The following is a 14,999-nucleotide window of genomic DNA, read 5'->3' as shown; positions in this document are numbered from 1 at the left end:
CGCGGCGGCAACTCCCCTTTCGTGAATCCCGTTCATTTTTCTTCCGAATTTTCGCTCATCTGAGCGAAAATTCTGTGAGCCGCGCCACTTGCAGGGCAAAAGGGTGGCAAAACTGCCCCCGTTCCCATGGTTCTCCCCACCCGCCGGGATCTAGCCTGGGCGCCATGGAATTCGCCGTCGCACCGACGGAAGCGCTGGAGGAAGCGACCGTCGTCGTCGGCGGGCATCGGCACAGCGCGCTCGCCGCCGGGCCCGCGTCCGGTGAACTCGTGCTGCTGCTGCACGGCTGGCCCGAATTCGCCGAGTCCTGGACCGAGCAGCTGCACGCCCTCGGCGAGGCCGGGTACCGCGCCCTCGCCGTCGACCAGCGCGGGTACGCCCGGGACGCCCGGCCCGAGGGTGTCGAGCACTACTCGATCGAGCACCTGGTCGACGACGCCCTCGCCTTCGCCGACAGCCAGGGCGCCGACCGGTTCCACCTGGTCGCGCGCGACTGGGGCGGCATGGTCGCCTGGGCCCTCGCCACCGCGCACCCCGGCCGGCTGCGGTCGCTGACCGTCCTCTCCACGCCGCACCCCTCGGCCCTGCAGCGCGCCGCCGCCACCGATGACGGGCAGTTCCACGACCTCGGCTACATCCGCTTCTTCCGCCGCGGTGTCGGCAAAGCCGAGAAATTCCTCTTACGCGACGAAGCCGCGCAATTACGCGCTGTCTACAATCGCCGGATTCCGGTCGAAATCGTCGAACGCACGGTCGCGCGCCTTTCCGAACCGGGCGCGCTGACCGCGACGCTGAATTGGTACCGCGGCGCCACGAACGACGTTTTCGACGTCCCGGCGGGCCGCATCACCGTGCCGACGCTATACCTCTGGGGCAGCGAGGACCCGTACCTCGGCCAGAGCGCCGCGGAGCTGACGGTCCACCACATCGACGCGGAGTACCGCTTCCAGATCATCGAGGGCGCGAGCCAGTGGATGGCGATGGAGGCCCCCGACGAGGTCATCGCCCTCCTGCTGGACCACCTCCGGCGCCACTAGCCGGTCTTGCGGACCAGGCCCGTGTAGCCGACGAGCGCCAGCGTGGCCAGCGCCCAGATCGCGGCCTGGACCAGCCAGATCGCCACTGTGAACCACTGCCCGGCGGCGATCCCGGTGTTGAGGTCGCACCGCCCGCGCACCCCCGGCGACAGCGGCAACCCGCGGTCGAGGCCGACGCCGATCAGTTCCACCGTCGTGCACAGGGTGCCGGTCGCGGCGTTCAGGTCCGCCGTCCGCTCGGCCGCGCGGTGACCACCGTCGCCGACGTGCCCGGCCCAGAGCCCCAGTCCCCCGGCCGCGACCACGGCCAGCAGCAACGCCGCCGCCGTCCGGCGCGCGCGGTAGCCGTACCCGGCCAGCGCACCCCACAGCCAGTGGAACCGGCGGGCCGGCCAGCCGCCGACGGCCTTCGGCGCCCGCCGGTGCAGGTCCCGCTGCTGGGCGATGAGGATCCGCCGCGCGTTCCCGTCGTGCCCGGCAGCGCGTTCGGACGCGGCCAGCTGCTGGTACGGCCCGGGCCGGTACGCGGCGGTGTGCGACCGGATCAGAGTCAGCCACTCGCGCCAGGTGACGTCGCCGAGCGAGCCGAACCGGAACCCGTCGAGCTCGACGAGACCGTCCAACCCGTCGGGCGGGAAGACCGTCCCGTCGACGACGGCGCCTTCGAGGCTGACGAGCGTTCCCTCTTCGTCGCGCGTGTCCAGCGTCGCGCCGGAGAACGCCAGCTGACCGCCGATGTGGGCGCCGAGCAGGTGGATCGCCGGGTCCGCGCCCGCGCCGGTCCCGCGCAAGCCGGTCAGCGACAGGCTGTCGCGGATCTCGCACCGGTCGGCGACCAGCACCGGTCCCGCGTCGTTGACGACCTCGGCGTCGGCGAGGACAGCCGAGCCGCCGATCCGGGCCGACCGCAGGCTCAGCGCGCCGAACTCCGACGAGCAGGTCACCTTGACGCCGGCGAGGTCCAGGTACGGCCCGACGCGGAGGTCATCGGCGCCCAGGGCGGGTCCGGACGCGTTGGCCAGTTCCGCGCCCGGCAGCCGCAGCTGGCCGGCGATCCCGGCGTCCCGCAGCCGGAGCGCCCCTTCTTCGCCGGCGCCGGTGACGTGCGCCCCGGCCAGGTCGACGCTGCCGCCGATCTCCAGCCGATCGGCGTGCAGCGCGGGTCCGGCGTCGTTGGCCAGCCGGGCTCCTTCGAGGTAGAGGTCGCCGTCGATCCGGGCGGTGAGCAGGCGGATCGTGCCCGGCTCCCCGGCTCCGGTCGCGGTCAGCCCGGAGAAGTGGACGTTGCCGCCGACCCGCAGCCGGTCGCCGCTCAACGCGGCCCCGGAGTCGTTGGCCAGCTCCATGCCTTCGAAGTAGCAGTTCCCGCCCACGTGCGCGCCGAGCAGGCAGAGCGCCCCGTACTCGCCCGAGGCCCGGGCTTTCAGGCCTTCGGCGGAGAAGCTGTCCTCGACCCGCATGCCGTCGGCGCTCAGCCCCCGGCCCTCGGTGGTGGCGAGCACCGCGCCACCGAAGTCGACCTGGCCGCCGATCCGCGCCCCGAGCAGGGAGACCGCGGCGTCTCCCCCGGCGGCGGTCACGGTGACCCCGGTGCAGCGGAGGTCGCCCGCCCGGAGGCGATCGGCCTCCAGGCCGGGTCCGCTCTCGTTGGTGAGCACGGCTTCGTCCAGCGCCACCTCGCCGCCGATCCGGGCACCGTGCAGGACGGCCACGCCGTCCGGGCCGGCCCCGGTCAGCTTCGTCTCCGCCAGGCGCAGTTCGTCGTCGACGACGAGGCCGCCGGCCACCAGCGCGGGCCCGGAGCCGTTGGTCAGCTCGGCGCCGTCGAAATCTACGTCCCGGGTGATGTGCGCGCCGATCGCGCGGACGGCGCCCAGCGGTCCCGCGCCGGTCGCCCGCAGGTCGACGCCCCGGAGTGAGCCGCTTTCGAGGCCGTCCAGGTAGACGGCGGGGCCGTCCTCGTTGGTGACCTCCGCGTCGGAGAGGAGCGTCCGCCCGGTGATCCGGGCGTCGCGCAGGCAGATCGCGCCGTACTCGCCGGAGCCGGTCGCGCGGACGCCGGTGAGGTCGAGGTCGTGGCCGATCCGGAGGCCGGTGCCGTCGAACCCGGCGATCCGGCCGCCGGACAGGTCGAGCCAGGGCAGCTTCGCGTGCCGCGCGCTGATCGGGTTCACGACCACGCAGCCGGCCAGCGCCAGCCCCACCGGTGCCTCGACGTGGTCCAGGTTCAGCGTCCCGGCGATCCGGGCGCCCTCGACGCGCACCCCGCGCGGGTCCACCGGACCGCGCAGGCCCAGCAGCAGCTCGCGCAGCACCGCGGCCCGCAGCGGGGCGTCGGTCACGTACGCGAGACCGTTGCGGGCCGCGTCGAGCAGCTCTCGTTCCGCGCCGGTCAGCTTGTCGAGGACGGGCAACGTCACCCGGGTGGCCGCAGAGCGTCCAGCAGCAGGTCCGCGTAGTGGTCCCCGACCTGGCGCGCCGACAGCGTGCCGCCGCGGCGGTACCACGAGCCCAGGTGGTGGACCGAGCCGAAGAAGAAGTCGACGACCACGTCGGCCGGCTTGTCCGTGCGGAACTCGCCCGACGCCTGGCCTTCCTCGATCAGGCCGCGGAAGCGCTCGTGGTACTTGCGGCGCTCGGCGCGGACCGCCTTCTGCTTGTCCGGGGACAGCTGGTGCATCGACTGCAGGAAGATCGTGTTGTCGTCGAGGTTGTCGATGCTGGACACCACGACGTCGGACGCGGCGGCGCCGAGCCGCTCGCGCAGCGGGGCGTCCGACGAGGCGACGCTCTCCAGCTGCCGGGTCTGCTCGCGCAGGACGCGCGCGTAGATCTCGTAGAGCAGGTCGTCCTTCGAGCCGAAGTAGTGGTACATCGCGCCCTTGGTGACGCCCGCGGCTTCGACGATCTCCTGGACGGACGTGCGGTCGAAGCCCTTCTTGGCGAACAGCTTCGTGGCGTGCTCCAGCAGCCGCCGCGGCACGGCGGCCTGGTCGTCGCCGGAGGCCTCGCCCGGCTTACGGGTGCTTGCTCGGGTCACCGCAAGTACCCCCTCTCCGAGTCAGGACGCACCAGGATAACGGCTCAGCCCTGCCAGGACAGGAACCGCCGCGGGTTGTCCACGAGCATGGTCGTGATGTCCGTTTCGGACACCCCGCGCTCCCGCAGCGCGGGCAGCACGTCCCGCGTGATGTGCAGGTAGTGCCAGTTCGGCGTCAGCACGGGGAGCTGGTCGGCCGGCAGCCAGTCGATGTAGCAGGACGCGTCGTGCGAAAGCACCATGCTGCCCGCGTAGCCGCGTTCGCACAGCGCCGCGACGGTGTTCACGCGCTCCTCGAACGGCAGCAGCAGGTCGAGGCCGAAGCGGTCCATGCCGAGCAGCGAGCCGCGGTCGGCCAGCTCGGTCAGGTACCCGAGGTCGGTCGAGTCGCCGGAGTGCCCGACCAGCACCTTGCCCAGGTCGACGCCCTCGTCTTCGAAGATCGCCTGCTGCTCCAGGCCCCGCCGGGTGCCGGCGTGCGTGTGGGTCATGATCGGCGCGCCCGTCTCGACGTGGGCCTTCGCGACCGCCCGCAGCACGCGCTCGACGCCGGGCGTCACGCCGGGTTCGTCGGTGGCGCACTTGAGCAGTCCCGCCTTGACGCCGGTGCCGGCGATGCCCTCGCGGATGTCCCCGACGAACATCCCGACGAGCGGGTCCTCGCCCTGCAGCATCGTGCCGGGCCCGCGGTAGTGCAGGTAGTGCGGCACGTCGTTGTAGGTGTACAGCCCGGTCGCGACGACGATGTTGACCTCGACCTCGGCGGCGACCCGCTGCACGCGCGGGATGTAGCGGCCCAGGCCGATGACGGTGGGGTCGACGATCGTGTCGATCCCCGCGTCCTTCAGCTCCTTGAGCCGCCGGATCGCCTCGGGGACGTGCTCGTCCTCGCGAAACCCTTCGTGCTCCGGGTAGTTGGCGACGAACTCGGGGCTCAGCACGAAGAGGTGCTCGTGCATGAGGACGCGGCCCAGCGCTTCCGGCGCGATCGCGCCGCGAACGGTCTCGACCACCTCGTCACCCCCGGGCCCGGAGCTCGCGGCGCAGGATCTTGCCGCTGGTGGTCTTGGGCAGCTCGTCGAGCACCACGATGGTGCGCGGGTACTTGTAGGCGGCGAGCCGTTCCTTGCACCAGGCGACCAGTTCCGCGGGGTCGGCGGTCGCGCCCGGCGCCGGGCTGACGTACGCCTTGACCGTCTCGCCGCGGTATTCGTCGGCGACCCCGACGACCGCGGCTTCGCGGACCGCCGGGTGCGTGTACAGGACGTCTTCGACCTCGCGCGGCCACACCTTGAAGCCGGACGCGTTGATCATGTCCTTCTTGCGGTCGACGACGTAGACCCAGCCGCGTTCGTCCATGAAGCCGATGTCGCCGGTGAGCAACCGGCCGCCGGGCAGCGCTTCGGCGGTCGCGTCGGGGCGGTTCCAGTAGCCGGAGACGACCATCGGGCCTTCGACCGCGATCTCGCCCGCCTGCCCGAACGGCAGCTCTTCGCCGTTCTCGCCGAGGATGCGGACGATCGTGTCCGGCACCGGCAGGCCGATCGAGATCGTGCCCGACTCGGGGTCGATCGGCGCTTCGAGCGTGCCGGGGACGACGACGCAGCCCGCGGTGGTCTCGGTGAGGCCGTAGCCGTTGTGGATGTAGTGCCCGGTCTTCGCGCGGAACGCCTCGACGACGGCGGGCGGCAGCGCGGCGCCGCCGGAGTAGAGCAGGGCGAACGAATCGAAGTGCTCACGGCTGAAGGACGGGTGCGCCATCAGGGCCATGTAGGCCGTCGACGGCCCGACCGTGTACGACGGCCGGTGCTCGAGGAAGGCGTCGAGCACCACGCCCGGTTCGAAGCGGTAGGCGAGGGCGAGCGTGCCGCCGATGTCGATCGCGGAGCCGACTTCGCAGACCATGCCGGTGATGTGGAACAGCGGCGCGAGCCCGAACAGCGTCGAGCCCGCGGGCAGGCCGCTGAACGACCCGAGGACGGCGGCGTTGATGCCGATGTTGCCGTGGGTGTTGGTGGCGCCCTTCGGCGTGCCGCTGGTGCCGGAGGTGTAGCTGATCAGCGCGGTGTCGTCGAGCGCGAACGCGGGTTCCGGCGGCTTCGGACCCGGCGTCGCCGCGGCTTCGAGGAGCTCGGTCGCGCCCGGGGTCTCCTCTTTCTCGATCTTGGCGAGGACGCGCTCGTCGTCGCGGGTCTGGAACTCGAGCTCGCTGGTGGTGAGGGCGATGCCGACGCCGTTGTCCGCGGCCGTCTTGCCGATGTAGGCGTTCCAGCCGCGCTGCGAGCAGACGACCGCCTTGACGCCGGCGTCGGTGAAGACGTGGGTGAGCTCGCGCTCGCGGTACATCGGGTTGACCGGCACGACGATGCCGCCGGCCTTCCACGCGCCGAGCAGCGCGATCACGAACTGCGGGATGTTCTGCAGCACCAGGGCGAGCCGGTCGCCGCGCTCGAAGCCGTTCTGCGTGAGGTAGCGCGCGAAGCCGTCGGAGAGCTCGTCGACCTCGCGGTAGCTCAGCCGCGCGTCGAAGTACGCGATCGCCGCCCGTTCCGGACCGGCGTCCACGGCGCGGCGGAACGACTCCGGCAGCGTCGTCGGCCGGGCCGGTTCCGCGTCCCGCACCCGTTCGTCGTAGCTCGCGAGCCAGGGCTTCGCGTCGTACCAGCTCATCCAGTGACCTCCCTTGGACACCGACCGGTCGGTATGCCGACGCTAGGAGGCCGGGGCGGTCCGCGTCAAGACCCGGCTTCGCGGGAATCGCACAAGCCGCCTTTCACCGCTTTATACGGACGCCGGTTCGGAATGGTTCAGCATCTCTCGATTTACCGTTTCGCCCTGGACAAATCCCTGGTGGAGCCGCCACGATGACCTCCGCGGCCACTCGGCCGCGCCATTCGGAACAACCGCGCGCTGCCCGTGTGGACCCTCTCTGTTCACGCTAACTTGGAGTGATTCATGCCTGCTACCGGTGGACGGCACCGCCTCTCGCGGCGGACGAAGATCGCGACGGCGGCCCTCGGCCTCGCGATCGCGGCCGGCGCTCTCGTGATCGCGACGACCGTCGGCGACCCCGGCGCGGCCAACGCGGCCGGCGTGGCTTCGGGCGGTCGGATCACCTGCCCCGACGTCGCCTCCCGGCTCCCCGCCATCCCGGCGTCGGCCCAGGCCGAAGTCCAGCGCAACCTCGACCTGCTGAACACGCAGCTCACCGAAGCCAACAACCGCCTCGTCAGCACCGCCGGCCAGGGCGGCCCGAACTTCGTGCAGAACGCGATCCTCGGGCCGTTGAAGGACAAACGCGTGTCGACGATCGACCGGATCGCCATCGCGATCGGCCGCCAGGGCCAGAAGCCGCAGGGCCTCGACAGCCTCGCCGCGTGCTCGCAGGGCGGGCAGGCGAACACGGGGACCGGGGCGGGCACCGGCGCGGGCCCGGCGTCGACAGCACCGGCGAAGGGCACGGGCACCGCGGCCGGGCAGATCACCTGCCCCGATGTCGCGTCGCAGCTGCCCGCCATCCCGGCGTCGGCCCAGGCCGAAGTCCAGCGCAACCTCGACCTGCTGAACACGCAGATCGCCGAGGCCAACAACCGCCTCGTCAGCACCGCCGGCCAGGGAGGGCCGAACTTCGTCCAGAACGCCATCCTCGGCCCGCTCGAGGACAAGCGCGTCGCGACGATCAACCGCATCGCGACCGCCATCGGCCGCACCGCGGCCAAACCGCAGGGTCTCGACGCGCTAGCCGCGTGCAGCCGCTGACAGGGCGCTGATCCGCAGGAAACCCTTCGCGGTCATGGTGATCCGCACTTCGGTCGTCGTGACGGGATCGAACTCGAGCGTCGTCGGGTCGTTCGAGCCGCTCCCCCACGTCACCTTCGGGTGCCGCACCGGCTCCCAGCCGCGCGCGGTGCGGTGGGTGACCTCGATCGCCGACGGCACCGCGTGCTTCCCGTCCACGACGAAGTTCGCCGTCACCGCGCCGATCCGCCGCGCCGCGGGGAAGGCGAGCGACACCCAGTCCCGCGCACGCGGCCGGCTCACCGCGGGCAGTGTCGCCGTGGCCTGCTTGACGTAGAAGTTCGACCAGCCCGTCGTGGGGTCGCCGTCGAGCATCGCCGCCGGCAGCGTGTCCGGCGCGCCCGAATAACTCGCGTCCGCCGCGACGAAAGCCGGAACCACCGGCCGGTCCACGGCCCGGGCGCCGGGACCGTTGCGCTGCCCGAGGTTCGTCCCCGGCAACGTGGCCTGTCCCGGGGCCAGGCCGGGCGCGCTCGCCGTCACGGTGATCGGGCCCCGGCCGCCGGTCGCGGCGATGACGGCGACCGCCTGGCCACGGAAAGCCGGGATCGTCGGCTGCTGGTAGCCCTGGGCGAGCTCCTGGCGCCCGTTGTCGACACCGGCGACCCGCCCCGGCCCGCGGACGGCGAACCGCAGCACCGGTTCCACGCCGGGCACCACGACCCCGCGGGAGTCCACGACGGACGCGGTCACGAACGCCATCGCGCCGTCGCCGCGCGGCTCGGCGGCCAGCGTGACGGCGTGCGGCGGCCCCGCCGTGACGAGCCGGTCGCGCGCCACCTCGCGGCCGCCGGACGTGGCGATCGCGGTGAGCGTGCCCGGTTCGAACGGCACGGTCCAGGTCAGGTGCAGCTTGCCGGTGCCACCGTTCGGGCTGGTGTAGCTGCCGGAGGGGTCGTTCTTGTCGTCACCGGCGGGTTCCGACGTCTCCAGGTACGGACGTCCGTCCACAGTGGTCTTGAGGTCGAACCGCCTGACGCCGAGCGACCGTCCGTTGAGGACCAGCTCGACGGTGTCCACAGTGGAGTAGACCCACACCGCGACCGGTTCGCCCGGCCGGTGGGTCGACCAGTCCATCGGCGTCAGGTGCACCATCGGCGCGGTCGTCCACTGGCTGCGGAAGAGGTGGAAGGTGTCCTTGGGCAGGCCCGCGCTGTCGATCGCGCCGAAGAACGACGTCTTGACCGGGAAGACGTCGTACGGCGTCGGCTCGCCCAGGTAGTCCTGCCCGGCCCAGAGGAACTGGCCCTGGCAGAACCGGCGGTCGCGGTCCTTCTTGAGGGAGTACTCGCCGCTGAACGTCCACGAGGCCAGGTTGTTGTCGTACGACGACGTCGCCCGCTTGCCCGGCGTGTGGTTTTCGCCGGTGTTGAGCAGGTCCGGGTCCTGGTAGACCCCGCGCGTCGAGGTTTCCGACGACGACTCGGACTCGAAGAAGAACTTGTCCGGGTACTGCGCGTGCAGCCCGTCGATCGACTGGGCGGTGTTGTAGTTGACGCCCAGGCCGTCGAGCTGGCGTAGGATCAGGTCCTGCGGCGAGCCGGGCGCGGGCACGCCGCGGTAGCGGTCGGAGCCCATGACGACGGGCCGGGTGGGGTCGATCCCGCGGACCGCCTTGATGAGCTCCGCCGCGATGGCCGGGCCGCCCGCCATGGACGCGTCCGGTACCTCGTTTCCGATCGACCACAGCACGACGGCGGGCGAGTTCTTGGCCGCGTGCACCATTTCCGCGATGTCGCGCCCGCTCCACGCGTCGAAGTCGCGGTGGTAGTCGAACTCGACCTTGCCGGTCCGCCAGCAGTCGAACGCCTCGACCATCATGAGGATGCCGAGCCGTTCGCAGACGGTCACCAGCTCGGGCGCGGGCGGGTTGTGGGCGGTCCGCAGCGCGTTGGCGCCCATCGCGAGCATCAGCCGCATCTGGCGTTCCAGCGCCGCCGGGTCGATCACCGCGCCGAGCGGCCCCTGCGTCGCGTGCAGGTTGACCCCGCGCAGCTTCATCGGCTCGCCGTTGAGCGAGAACCCGCGGTCCGGGTGGAACTCGGTGTACCGGAAGCCGAAGTCCGCGGTGGTCGTGTCGAGCACGCGCCCGGCGACGACGACGTCCGTGCGCACGCGGTACAGCCGCGGCTCGCCGACCGACCAGAGCCGCGGGGCGGCGACGGTCTGGGTGGTGACCGCCGTGGCGGTCTTGCCGGCGGCCACCGGCACGGTCGCCGCGCCCGTCGCCACGACCCGGCCCGCGGGGTCGGTGACGGTGGTGCGCACCTGGGCGGCCAGCGCCCCGGCGGTGTCGTTGACGACGTCGGTGGCCACCTTGACGGTCCCGCGCCCGGCGGCGATGTCCGGCGTCGTGACGAAGGTGCCGTGCCTGGCGACGTGCACCGGTTCGGTGACCACCAGCCGGACGCGGCGGTGGATGCCGCTGCCGGAGTACCAGCGGCTGCTGGGCAGCGGGTTCACCGCGCGGACGGCCAGGACGTTCGGCGTCCGGCCGTCGGTGTGCAGGCGGCCGGTGAGGTCGAAGGCGAAGCCGGTGTAGGCGTACGGGTGGTTGCCGAGCAGTTCGCCGTTGACGAAGACGTGGGCGTCGGAGTAGACGCCGTCGAACTCGACGGACACGCGCTTCCCGGCGAGCGACGGCGGCAGCGTGAAGGTCCGGCGGTACCAGCCGAGGCCGCCGCGGAAGAAGCCGGAGCCGCTGTCGGTGCCCTGGGCGGTGGGCGGGAGTTCGATGCTCCAGTCGTGCGGGACGTCGACGAGCTGCCACGTCGAGTCGTCGTAGGCGGGGTCCGCGGCGTCGGCGAAGCGGCCGTCGGGGTCGGTGACGCCGTCGGGGTTGGCGAGGGCGAACCGCCAGCCGGTGCCCAGGTCGGTGGCCCGGCCGGTGAGGTCGAGGTCCGGCCGGGAAAGGGCTTCCGCGGCGCGGGCGGCGGGCGCGAGGGCGGAGGTGACGACGGCGGCGCCGAGGCCGCCGAGGACGAGGCGCCTGCTGGGGGTGGTCGGCATCGACGAAGTCCCTTCCGGCGGCGGACGCGGCGGAAAGCACTATTGCACAAGGGTTTCCGGACGGACAAAGGGTTCGACACTTTCGAACCGCGAAGCCGTCAGCGGCCGTTCTGGCTCCGGGACCAGGCGCCAGCGTCGGCGCTGTAGCGGACGAGGAGCCGGGCGAACTGGGCGCGGTCCTCCGGCGACCAGCCGGCGGTGATGGCCTCGAACGCCCGGCGCTGCTCGGCCGCGAACCGGTTTCGCTCCGCTTCGCCGCGTTCGGTGAGCTCCAGCACGGTCCGGCGGCCGTCGGCCTGGGACGCCGCCCGCCGGACCAGGCCGTCGGCGATGCAGGCCGCGACCGTGCGGCTGGCCACCGGCTGCGCGACGCCCATCTCGGCGGCGAGCCCGCCGACGGTCAGCTCGCCCGGAGCGTCGGCGATCACGTTCAGCACCAGGTTGCGGGACAGATCCCGGCCCGAAGCGGGGGTGCGCCGGCGCAGCCGCGACAGCGCCGGCCCGATCCGGTCGAGCAAGGAGTCCTCAGCGCTGTCCACTCCTCGATCGTAGTACCCCCCGCATTTGCATGCCAGTCGTTAACTGCATAGCATTGGGTATGTAACTGCGAACGAGAAAGCGAGGCCACCATGGCCACCACCGCCATCACCGGAGCCCGGGTCTTCGACGGGGAGAAGGCCCTCGGGGAGCGGACCGTCGTCCTCGACGGCCCGAAGATCCGCCGGATCGGCGGCGACGTCCCCGCCGGCGCCGAGGTCGTCGACGGCCGGGGCGCCACCCTGCTGCCCGGGCTGATCGACGCGCACGTCCACTCCGCGCCCGGCTCCCGGGCGCTGGCCCTGCGGTTCGGCGTCACCACCGAGCTGGAGATGCAGGGCATGAACACCCGGGAGAACCGGGAACGCGTCGCCGAGGACGACACGGTGGCCGACATCCGGTCGTCCGGCTTCGCCATCACGCCGCCGGGCGGGCACCCCAGCGAGCTGATGCCGGAAGGGTTCCGGCCGGGCGGCGACCTGCCGCCGGTGATGCCGCTGATGCCGTTCTCCACCACGCCGGAAGAGGCCGCCGCGTTCGTCCCGCGGCTGCTCGCGCGGGGCTCCGACTACATCAAGTTCATGATCGACGACGGCAGCGTCGAGGGGCATCCCGGGCTGCCGATGCTCGACCAGGCCACCCTCGACGCGGGCGTCGCCGAGGCCAAGAAGTACGGCGCCCTCACCGTGGCCCACACGCTGACCCTCGACGCGACCCGGATGGCCGCCGAAGCCGGCGTCGACGGGGTCGTCCACGTGTTCATGGACCGGCCGCACACCGAGGAGATCGTGGACCTCGTCGCCGCGGCGGGGATGTTCGTCGTGCCGTGCGTCTGCCTCGACGCGTCGATGATGGGCATCACCGGCAGCGACCTCGCCGACGACCCGCGGGTCGCCCGCCACCTCGACGGCAAGTGGGAGGAAACCCTGCGGGCCAGCTACGACCGCTACCCGCAGGGCAAGCTCGAGGACGTGCTGGAGACCGTCCGGGCGCTGGACGCCGCGGGCGTCGACATCCTGGCCGGCACGGACGCCTCCATGGCGGAGACGTTCTTCGGCGGCCTGGCGCACGGAGCCAGCCTGCACCGGGAGCTGCGGTACCTCGTGGCCGCGGGGCTGACGCCCGAGAAGGCGCTGCGCGCCGCCACGGCGACGACGGCGCGCCGCTTCGGCCTCGGCGACCGCGGCCGGATCGCCGAAGGGCTCCGCGCGGACCTCGTGCTCGTCGACGGCGACCCGACGGCCGACATCGACGACACGCTGAACATCCGCGCGGTCTGGCGGCGGGGCACCCGGCTCGGCGAATCGTGACGCACCTGGCCAGGAGCCAAGCGACCGCTTAGTCTGGTCTCCGACCCCGAGGAGGCCGCCTTGTCCACTGTGGATGGTGTCCGGTACGCGGCGGACAGCGCCGTCGCCACGCTGACGTTCGACAAACCCGACCGCAGCAACGCGATGGACGTCCCCATGCAGGCCCGCTACGGCGCCCTCCTCAGGCAGGCCGACGCGGACCCGGACGTGCGCGCGGTGGTCGTCACCGGGGCGGGGAAGGCGTTCTGCCCCGGCGCCGACCTGGGCCTGCTGGACGACATCGCGGCGGCACCCCCGGCCTCCGGCGGCGGCCACGAGAACTTCCGCGACGTCCTGGCGGCGTCATCGGTGGGCGTCCCGGTGGTGGCGGCGATCAACGGCGGCTGCGCGGGCCTGGGCTTCGTGATCGCCTGCTCGGCGGACGTCCGCTTCGCCGCGGCGGGCGCGAAGTTCACGACGGCGTTCGCCCGGCGCGGGCTGATCGCGGAGTACGGGATCGCGAAGCTGCTGCCGTCACTGGTCGGCGAGGGCCGGGCGCGGGACCTGCTGTTGTCCGGACGCACGTTCACCGCGGAGCAGGCCAAGGACTACGGCTTGGTCCAGGAGGTGGTCCCGGCGGAGGAGCTGCCGCTGCGCGCCCACGCGTACGCGACGGAGCTGGCGACGTACAGCGCACCGCGGTCGATGGCGGTGATGAAGGCGCAGTTCACCCGGGAGGCTTTGCTGCCCCTGGAGGAGGCGGCGCGGGAGGCGACGGCGTTGATGATCGAGTCGTTCGGGCGGCCGGAGCTGGCCGAGGGGCTGGCCAGCTGGAACGAGCGGCGGGAACCGAAGTTCCCACCCCACCCGGCCGGCTGAAGAAGGGCTTCAGGGCGAGCGCGCGAACAGGCGGTGCCACCAGCGGCCGGAGCGGACGTGCGGCAGGTCGCAGCGGTACTCCGGCGGCGATGGCGGTGGCTGCTCCGGTTCCGCCTGCGCGGGTCCTTGGTACATCGCGAGGATTCGCTGCAGGTCGACGATGCGCTGCTGGGCGTCCTCGAGCCGGCCTGCCAGCTCTTCACGCCGCCGTCGTTCGTACTCCGCGCGCTCGAAGTGCAGTTCCAGCAGGTCGACGACCCGGCTCGCCTGCTGCGAGTCCGCCGACTCGGCCGCGACCAGTTCCACCTGCGCCTCGGCGCGTTGCCTTGCCTGGTTGATCGAGACGAGCTCGGCCCGCATGTTCTCGATGTGTTCGCGCTCGCGCTCGTGCAGGACCCGCAGTTCACGTTCCCGTCGGTCGTCGCCCGGCACGGATCCGCCGGCGACCGGCGCGCGAAGCGCCCGCATGCGTTCGAGATCGGCTTCCAGCTGCCGGCATTTGATCTCCTCCCGGGCCAGGCGCGCCGCCAGCTCTTGCTCCCGCTGCCGCAGGTCGGCCACTTCCTGGCGGGCCTCGGCGAGCCGGTCACGCAGGTCGCGGGAGAAGTCGTCGAACTCGGTCCGGACCACGACCAGATCGTGCTCGCGGGGCGGAGCTTCCAACCGCGCCCGAGCCCGCTTCCACGGTTCGAGCGCATCCGGTGGGACACCGCAGGCCAGCAGGACCGCGACCAGCTGGCCGTCCCGCGGTAGGCGTCGTCCCTTGAACAGGTCGGACAGCGTCGACTTGGCCAGCGTGCTGTGGTGGTCCGCGGCCCAGCGGCTGATGTACTCGAACGTCTTGCCCGACCAGGCCTTGACCTGCTGCAGCAGGTCGGCGAACTCGCCGACGGACGTCGCCTCGTCCGGGGCGAGGTCGTCGAACAGACGAGGAGACGCGGCTGCTTCCACAACCGACTCGGTCGTTCCGGCCGCACCGTGCGTTACTTCCCGTTCGAGTGCGTTCGCCGCTGTTCTCCCTCGATCCGGTTTCGTTCGATCGCCTGTGAAACAGCTCCCGACCAGGGCTTTCTGGGTGCATGAAGACATCGAGAAAGCCTCATCGCAACCCGGTGCCGACCCGGGACCTGGAACTGATCCGGCTCGTCCGATGGGTCGTCGGTTCCCGGGAGCACTCCCGCAACCTTCGCGGGTTGCTCTGCCTCGTGGGCGGTTTCACCACGATCATCGTGGGTGAGCTCGCCGCATCGGGCGCTGCCGCCTCGGTGGCGACCGCGCTCTGCGGCATCGCGCTCGGCATCGGTTGCCGATCGCGGCGAAGACCGCGGTGATCGACGCCGTGGTGGGGGGGTGGTGGGGGGGCGGGCCCCCACCCGCCCCGCCCGAGCCCCCCGGGGAACCCCGGGGCCC

General features: G+C 72.2%; 11 protein-coding genes. 4 read left to right on the top strand and 7 right to left on the bottom strand.

All coding sequences use genetic code 11. The features are described 5' to 3' along the window. Nucleotides 1-164: 164 nt before the first annotated feature. Nucleotides 165-1,037, top strand: coding sequence for an alpha/beta fold hydrolase (locus ACIRSS_RS06905; RefSeq protein ID WP_400891498.1), 873 nt, complete (start codon nt 165-167; stop codon nt 1,035-1,037). On the opposite strand, the gene ACIRSS_RS06900 is transcribed toward ACIRSS_RS06905, so the two are convergent. Genes ACIRSS_RS06900 through ACIRSS_RS06885 form a run of 4 tightly spaced genes read right to left on the bottom strand, consistent with a single transcriptional unit; the run spans nt 1,034 to nt 6,747 of the window. Then, a complete protein-coding gene (locus ACIRSS_RS06900; RefSeq protein WP_400891495.1) occupies nt 1,034-3,457 on the bottom strand; it encodes a hypothetical protein in 2,424 nt (807 codons plus the stop codon). The genes ACIRSS_RS06905 and ACIRSS_RS06900 overlap by 4 nt on opposite strands. Continuing rightward, nucleotides 3,454-4,077, bottom strand: coding sequence for a TetR/AcrR family transcriptional regulator (locus tag ACIRSS_RS06895; RefSeq protein WP_400891492.1), 624 nt, complete (start codon nt 4,075-4,077; stop codon nt 3,454-3,456). Before ACIRSS_RS06895 ends, ACIRSS_RS06900 begins: the two co-directional genes overlap by 4 nt. Nucleotides 4,078-4,121: 44 nt before the next feature. Continuing rightward, nucleotides 4,122-5,090 carry a phosphotriesterase gene (locus tag ACIRSS_RS06890; RefSeq protein WP_400891489.1) on the bottom strand — a complete coding sequence of 323 codons (969 nt, stop codon included), beginning with the start codon at nt 5,088-5,090 and terminating at the stop codon, nt 4,122-4,124. 4 nt (nt 5,091-5,094) lie between these two features. Continuing rightward, entirely contained in the window at nt 5,095-6,747 is a 1,653-nt protein-coding gene (locus tag ACIRSS_RS06885) for an AMP-binding protein (protein WP_400891487.1), read from the bottom strand. A 285-nt stretch (nt 6,748-7,032) separates the two neighbouring features. On the opposite strand from ACIRSS_RS06885, the gene ACIRSS_RS06880 reads away from it, so the two are divergent. Continuing rightward, entirely contained in the window at nt 7,033-7,836 is an 804-nt protein-coding gene (locus ACIRSS_RS06880) for a hypothetical protein (protein WP_400891484.1), read from the top strand. Here ACIRSS_RS06880 and ACIRSS_RS06875 read toward each other — a convergent pair. Together ACIRSS_RS06875 and ACIRSS_RS06870 are read right to left on the bottom strand one after the other, a co-directional pair. Beyond that, the gene (locus tag ACIRSS_RS06875; RefSeq protein ID WP_400891482.1) at nt 7,816-10,884 is read right to left on the bottom strand and encodes a glycoside hydrolase family 2 TIM barrel-domain containing protein; all 3,069 of its coding nucleotides are present in this window, start codon (nt 10,882-10,884) and stop codon (nt 7,816-7,818) included. The two genes, ACIRSS_RS06880 and ACIRSS_RS06875, sit on opposite strands and share 21 nt — an antisense overlap. Before the next feature lie 98 nt (nt 10,885-10,982). Continuing rightward, nucleotides 10,983-11,423: a MarR family winged helix-turn-helix transcriptional regulator gene (locus tag ACIRSS_RS06870; RefSeq protein ID WP_400891480.1), complete on the bottom strand. Its 441-nt coding sequence runs from the start codon at nt 11,421-11,423 to the stop codon at nt 10,983-10,985. 90 nt (nt 11,424-11,513) lie between these two features. Here ACIRSS_RS06870 and ACIRSS_RS06865 point away from each other — a divergent pair, with 90 nt between their 5' ends. After that, nucleotides 11,514-12,731, top strand: a complete 1,218-nt coding sequence (locus ACIRSS_RS06865) for an amidohydrolase family protein (RefSeq protein ID WP_400891478.1) — start codon at nt 11,514-11,516, stop codon at nt 12,729-12,731. Between the two features lie 60 nt (nt 12,732-12,791). Beyond that, a complete protein-coding gene (locus tag ACIRSS_RS06860) occupies nt 12,792-13,589 on the top strand; it encodes an enoyl-CoA hydratase-related protein (protein WP_400891476.1) in 798 nt (265 codons plus the stop codon). Between the two features lie 9 nt (nt 13,590-13,598). Here ACIRSS_RS06860 and ACIRSS_RS06855 read toward each other — a convergent pair whose 3' ends face one another. After that, on the bottom strand, nt 13,599-14,540 hold the full coding sequence (locus ACIRSS_RS06855; RefSeq protein ID WP_400891475.1) for a hypothetical protein: 942 nt from the start codon (nt 14,538-14,540) through the stop codon (nt 13,599-13,601). Nucleotides 14,541-14,999: the final 459 nt, after the last annotated feature.

Origin of the sequence: Amycolatopsis sp. NPDC101161 (assembly GCF_044768185.1) — a bacterium.
Classification (GTDB): domain Bacteria; phylum Actinomycetota; class Actinomycetes; order Mycobacteriales; family Pseudonocardiaceae; genus Amycolatopsis.
The sequence above is the reverse complement of the archived record's forward strand: the minus strand, read 5'-3'. Positions and strand labels throughout refer to the sequence as shown.

Excerpts from the sequence above, each read along its gene's own strand:
- ACIRSS_RS06880 (WP_400891484.1), top strand. The coding sequence starts at position 7,033 with ATGCCTGCTACCGGTGGACGGCACCGCCTCTCGCGGCGGACGAAGATC.
- ACIRSS_RS06865 (WP_400891478.1), top strand. The coding sequence starts at position 11,514 with ATGGCCACCACCGCCATCACCGGAGCCCGGGTCTTCGACGGGGAGAAG.
- ACIRSS_RS06885 (WP_400891487.1), bottom strand. The coding sequence starts at position 6,747 with ATGAGCTGGTACGACGCGAAGCCCTGGCTCGCGAGCTACGACGAACGG.
- ACIRSS_RS06875 (WP_400891482.1), bottom strand. The coding sequence starts at position 10,884 with ATGCCGACCACCCCCAGCAGGCGCCTCGTCCTCGGCGGCCTCGGCGCC.
- ACIRSS_RS06905 (WP_400891498.1), top strand. The coding sequence starts at position 165 with ATGGAATTCGCCGTCGCACCGACGGAAGCGCTGGAGGAAGCGACCGTC.